Annotated in this window: 5 protein-coding genes and 3 pseudogenes; all 8 read right to left on the reverse strand. The window is 67.1% G+C overall.

Annotation, left to right across the window (positions count from 1 at the left end; genetic code table 11):
- Positions 1-6: 6 nt before the first annotated feature.
- Positions 7-1077: a tyrosine-type recombinase/integrase gene (locus tag ACLHRZ_RS36450; RefSeq protein ID WP_490422887.1), complete on the reverse strand. Its 1071-nt coding sequence runs from the start codon at positions 1075-1077 to the stop codon at positions 7-9.
- Between the two features lie 135 nt (positions 1078-1212).
- A pseudogene (locus ACLHRZ_RS36455) lies at positions 1213-1449 on the reverse strand (IS5/IS1182 family transposase); the annotation flags it as partial.
- A gap of 2 nt (positions 1450-1451) precedes the next feature.
- Positions 1452-2495: an IS630 family transposase gene (locus ACLHRZ_RS36460; RefSeq protein ID WP_490422888.1), complete on the reverse strand. Its 1044-nt coding sequence runs from the start codon at positions 2493-2495 to the stop codon at positions 1452-1454.
- A gap of 37 nt (positions 2496-2532) precedes the next feature.
- Positions 2533-2928, reverse strand: a complete 396-nt coding sequence (locus tag ACLHRZ_RS36465; protein WP_490422889.1) for a transposase — start codon at positions 2926-2928, stop codon at positions 2533-2535.
- Positions 2923-2982: pseudogene (locus ACLHRZ_RS36470) on the reverse strand (hypothetical protein); the annotation flags it as partial. The pseudogene ACLHRZ_RS36470 and the gene ACLHRZ_RS36465, both read right to left, overlap by 6 nt.
- Positions 2983-3123: 141 nt before the next feature.
- Positions 3124-3405, reverse strand: coding sequence for a helix-turn-helix domain-containing protein (locus tag ACLHRZ_RS36475; protein ID WP_490422890.1), 282 nt, complete (start codon positions 3403-3405; stop codon positions 3124-3126).
- A 755-nt stretch (positions 3406-4160) separates the two neighbouring features.
- On the reverse strand, positions 4161-4775 hold the full coding sequence (locus ACLHRZ_RS36480; protein WP_490422891.1) for an ISAs1 family transposase: 615 nt from the start codon (positions 4773-4775) through the stop codon (positions 4161-4163).
- A 289-nt stretch (positions 4776-5064) separates the two neighbouring features.
- Positions 5065-5307 (reverse strand): annotated as a pseudogene (locus tag ACLHRZ_RS36485) (transposase family protein); the annotation flags it as partial.
- Positions 5308-5391: the final 84 nt, after the last annotated feature.

A 5391-nucleotide genomic window follows, 5' to 3' on the forward strand; every position in this document is an offset into this window, starting at 1 on the left:
CCCGGGTCAATTCCATGAGCGCCCACAGTGCGCGGCGACAACAGGTATGCCGGCGCGGTGTGAAGCGCAGCGCGGCACCATGACCACGGACTGCCGTGAAATCGGAGCGTCCGGGCCGATGGTGCGCAGGAACACCTCACGGAACGCTGACGGCCGCCGGCCATGCCGCAGCCAGTCGGCCAGCGCGGCGCCGACGTCCGCGGGCAGCGGCATCCGGTCGAGCTGTCCGCCCTTGCCCCGGACCACCAGCTCGCCGCCGCGCCAGTCCAGGTCCTCCAAGCACAGCCGTGACACCTCGACCGCCCGCAGGCCCAGCCGTGTCATCAGCAGCAGAATCGCGAAGTCCCGCCGTCCCAACGCGGTGGTCCGATCGCAGTTTTCCAGCAGGACCGGCACCGCGTCCGTGCCGGACGGCAGCCGGCTCAGCCGCCATCCGGCGACCGACGGCACCGCCGCAGCCAAGTCCCGGTCAACGGCCGCGGTCACGAACAAGAACCGCAGCAGTGCCCGCAGACTCGACGTCACCACCTTCATCGACCCGGTCGAGTACCGCTTCGAGGCGTCCAGGACGAAACCGGCGACCGACTCCGGGCTCAGCCGGTCCAGCCGAAGCCGGCCCTCGACGAGCTGCGCGGTCAGGAACCTGCGGGCGACGTCCACACGCCCGCGAACCGTACGCTCGCCGAGCCGGCGCTCGCGCAGCAGGTAGCTGCGGTACTCCTCCAGCACGCCCTCGACCGGACTCCCGACCAGGTCATGCTCCTGTGGCGGGACGACACCGGCATCCCGCAGGAAGCCGAGCATCAGCTGCAACGACCGGTCCGTCAGCCACCGCCGGTGCCCGGCGTTCCGCCGTGCCTGGACGTACGCCTCCACCCGCTCCGCAGTCAACTGCCCCGGAGCCAGCTCTTTGCGTTCCAACCAGCGGCTCAAGTCCGCCAGTACGTAGGCGTGATCCTGAGAGGACCGCGGCGTGAACCCACGCCGCACCAACTCCAACCGGAACGGATGAACCGACAGGGCCAGCGGCCCCGACACCCGCACCGGATACCGACCATCTGTCGCTGCCTTGACCATGAGCGCGCCTCCTTCGAGAACCTCTACGAAGGAGACCGCGCAGGACCGCCGTTATGACATCCCTGTTCCGAATTCGCCCCACGTCAGCCAGCCATAGCCACCCCGACCCGCCATAACCGACGCCCCCAGATAATTCGCGGCGTCCGTTCCCTGGCTGGTCAGGGGTACATTGGTGGAGGTCTTCACGCTCTGGGTGTCGATCACAGAGGCGGTCGGCTCGGCCTTGCGGCCTTCCTTCACGCGGGCCAGGCCGGTGAGGTCGAAGTTGAGCTGGGCGAAGATCCCTTCGTCGCGCCAGGCCGCGTAGTAGGCATAGACGGTGCCGTGGTTCGGGAAGCCGTGAGGCAGGTATTGAGCCGGAACTGTTCGGTTGCCTATGTGATCGTGTAGCGGACGTGGCGGGCGTGGAAGTAGCCGCGGACGATGTGTGGTTGGTGCTGGCGTCGGCGGAGGAAGCGCCGGGTCTCGTGGGCGAGGTCGTCAGCCGACCGGGCGCGGGCGGCGTGGACATGGCGCTTGATGTCGGCGTTCAGCAGCTCGTCGGGGTTGAGTTCGGGGCTGTATCCGGGCATCAGGTGCAGCTCGACGCGCTCGCCGTTGTCGGCGAGCCAGGTGCGGACGGTCTTGCTGCGGTGGACGGGGTGCCGGTCGGCGATCACGTGGACCTTGCGGCCGGCCTGGCGGGCGAGCCGGTCCAGGAAGGCGGTAAACACTTTCGCGGTGAACTTCCCGGTGAACACGGTGAAGTAGAGCGTGCCGCGGGAGGCGATCGCGGACATGATGTTCACCCGGAAGTGCCGTCCGGACACGCGCACGACCGGGGTCCGGCCCCTCGGTGCCCAGGAGCGTCCGGGCGGTGCGGTGTCCGGGCGCAGCCCGCACTGGTCCACCCATGCCACCTGCGCGTTCTCCGCCCTGGCCCGGGCGGCGATCGCCGGGTACTTCTCCTTCAGCCAGACGTCGATCTTCTCCTGGTCCTGGCGGTAGGAGCGGCGGTCGGGCCGCTGCGGGGAGAAGCCGTGCCGGCGCAGCCACTTGCCCACCCCGCGCTCCGTCATCGTGACCCCGGTGACCATCCGGACCAGCTCGGCGACCAGGGGCCTGGTCCACAAGGGACCGCCAATCAACAGCTGTTCGGGCGTGTAGTCGGCCATCGCCTGGAACAGCACCGCCCGTTCCTCATCGCCGACCAGCTCGTGCGGACCGGGACGGCTCACCCGCTTCACGGCCAGGGCCTCCCGGCCACCGGCCTGGTAGACACGCCACCAGGAGCCCACTGACCGTTCCGCGACCCCGAAGACTTCGGCCGCCTGCCGGTACGAGCCGACCGTCCCCGCCTCCAGCGCGGCCACCACCCTCAACCGCACCACTTCCCGCCCTGCCGGCCCCACCCGCCGCAGATCCCCAGACTCAGCCATGCCCCATCAACGAGACAGGCAAGTCAACAGTTCCGGCTCAATACATAGCGTGTCCGCGTCCGTAACGGCGGGCAAGCCACCCGGATATCTGCTGCGGCGACCACTCCATGGACAGTTTCTCCGCGACCGCTTCGCGGAGTTGAGGGTTCTCCCGCAGCCGGCAGGGCTTGGGCCTGCGGGCATTGTCCCAGGCCCTTTCATCGGCCGCCGCGGCCCTGTATCCCTTGCGGCCGCCATGCCGTCCGACTTCCCGGCCGACCGTCGACGGTGCCCGCCCGAGCCGCGCCGCTATCACCCGCAATGACTCCCCGCGGGCCAGCCCGCGGGAGATTTCCTCACGTTCTGCGAGCGTCAGCGCACCATCCGCTCGCTTCCGGGGTACGGAAACGAATCCACCGTTCGCGGCGACCACTCCGTGAACGGAACCCGGCACCCGGCCGAGCGCACGGCCGATCTCGCTCAGCGACTGACCCTGCTTCCAACGCCGCCAGACTTCCCGCTTCTACGCGTCCGACATCCCCGGACGACCGATCCTCGCCACCCTGCAACACCTCCAGCACCCTTTCTACCTGGAGTGTTGCACTGACCGGTTGAAACCAAGAGCATCAGCCTGCCGAGAAGTCCAGGGTCATTCCTCCGCAGATGGCTCCGCAGGAGAAGGTCCACGCTGCAATCGACGGTCCCTCTCGACCCGTAGAAGATCCTCTTCACGAAAGAGATTTCTGCCCCTTCTTCGGCACCGGGCAACTGGACTGAGGTAGCCTCTCCGGACCCACTGCCTGATGCATTCTGGCGAGACCCCGACCGTCTCGGCAGCCTCAGCAGTGGTGAGCAAACGGCAGCATGGATCCCATGCTGTTTTCTTCAGAATCCCCTGGATTTCGCGTCGTGAAACATGGAGGTTCTTCATGGCATTCTCCGGTTCATAAGATACAAACACACCCGATTTATCCAGTCGCCACTACCGGAATCGATGGCATCACATCCCCGCCGTCCCAGCGGGTTGCGCATGAACGACAGAAAACTCTTCCTTCACCCGTCGAAGCGAGGGACCGAAGGTCGCAGGCAGGGCATGGGATTTTCAGTCTCCTGACGGGGTTATCGTATCCCAGAAGCTTGCGGGCTCGCGCATACATCGTCCACACATGCGCGGCGCGGACACCTTGCTTACGGTGGCGCACCGATTCTTTCATGTCGGCAGATAGCGCGAGACATATGCTCTGAAGGAGATACCCCGGGCGAACAGGTTCAGGAGGTATAGAGTCCGGCACCGCTTCCTCACCCCATGCTCGCACCGCTGCTACACATCGTGCCGAGTGCTCGAGAAGCGGCAATCTTAGAGGCAGCACCCGTCCCCGACATTTCCATGGAATGTCGTTAGTCAATTGATCAAGCCGTCTCACCCCAATTCCCATTGGTAATTCCGTATGTAGCTTTACGTAGAGCAGGGGAAGTCCTTCCAGGGCCCACTGGAGCCTGGCCGTACAGAGCGTGCACAGCTGAGGCACCTGGTCGCTGCGGGCGGGTAGCATGCATACAAGACAGCGATACTGTTCCACAGTCACTCCCTGCATCTGGCCGTTTGGGATCGCCACACGAAGACGCTCCTCTACAAGTTATAAGCAGCGGCAGCCTGCGAGCTCCTCGCCCAGGGGTGATGCGTTCTCATCCGTTGGGACCGAGGAGTTGGGTTGCGTGGTCGGGGTGTGACCGGTAGTGGTCGGTGGCGTGGGCGATGTTGTTCCAGCCGGCGAGGCGGGCAAGTCCGATGGCGAGGTTGCGGAGCGATGCCATGGCCCGGGGTGCGTTGTCGGTCCGTATGCGGGAGGCGTCCTCGGTGAAGGTGACATCACGGACGTGGTGGAGGGCCTCGATCGCTCCCCGGTGCCCGCGGGCCAGTTCGGCTAGGCGGGCCGGGCCAGCCTGTTCGGGAGTCAGGTCGGTGACGGCGTAGACCGTTTCGACAGTGATCCTGCCTGTTTTGAGGTCCCGTCGGCGGCGCCGGATCTGGATGGCCTGGACGGCGTGCGGGAACCGGAGCCGCCTGCGGCCAGCGAGGGTGACGCTCTTGAGCCGGCGGATCTCGTGCCGTCCGTGGCCTTTCTCGTCCGCCGTCTCCAGCAGGGGCACCTCGCGCCAGGGCAGCCTCTTGAGCTGCCGGAACAGTTTGGGCTGGTTGGCCTTGACCACGGTCAGGTAGTGCGCGCCCATCTCCACCAGGGCTTTCGCGTGGCCGGTCTGGGTATGCAGGGCGTCGGAGGTGACGACGGCGCCCTGCAAGGTCCAGCGGCTGCAGCAGCGGGACGAAGCCGGGGATCTCGTTGGTCTTCGCGCCGACTTCGCGCTGGGCGACGACCAGGCCGAGGTCGTGGGTGGCCGCGGCCAGCAGGTGGACCTGACGGCCATCTGCGCGGACCGCTCCGCGCAGAGTCTTGCCGTCCACGGCGAGTCCGTGCAGGTCACCGGCCTTGCCCGGGAGAGCGAGCGGGTCGGCGGTCAGGGCCGTGAAGTAGCTGCCGACGGCGACGTCCAGGGCATCCGCGTCGATCCGGGCCAGAACCCGGCCCAGCGTTGTGGGCACCGGCACGGCCGCACCGCCGGTCTCCGGGCAGGTGGACATGCCCAGTGCCGCGCGGGTGTCTTCGTCCCAGCCCCGGGCCATACGCCAGATCTGCCGCAGAGAACGCGCGCCACACAGTACCGCCACCACGCACACCGTCAGGACGAGGCCGAGCGGCCAGCGGCGCCCGGCACGACGCCGCGGATCGGGCACACCCCGCAGGACCTCAACCAGAACCGGAAAGCGGACCACGTCGGCGGGCGAGCACAACGGCTCAGACCCTCCATACTGCAGGGCCGTTCCAAAGTCAATGCCGGGAAGATAGGGCCGTGGCCT

This window comes from Streptomyces sp. AM25 (assembly GCF_058146165.1).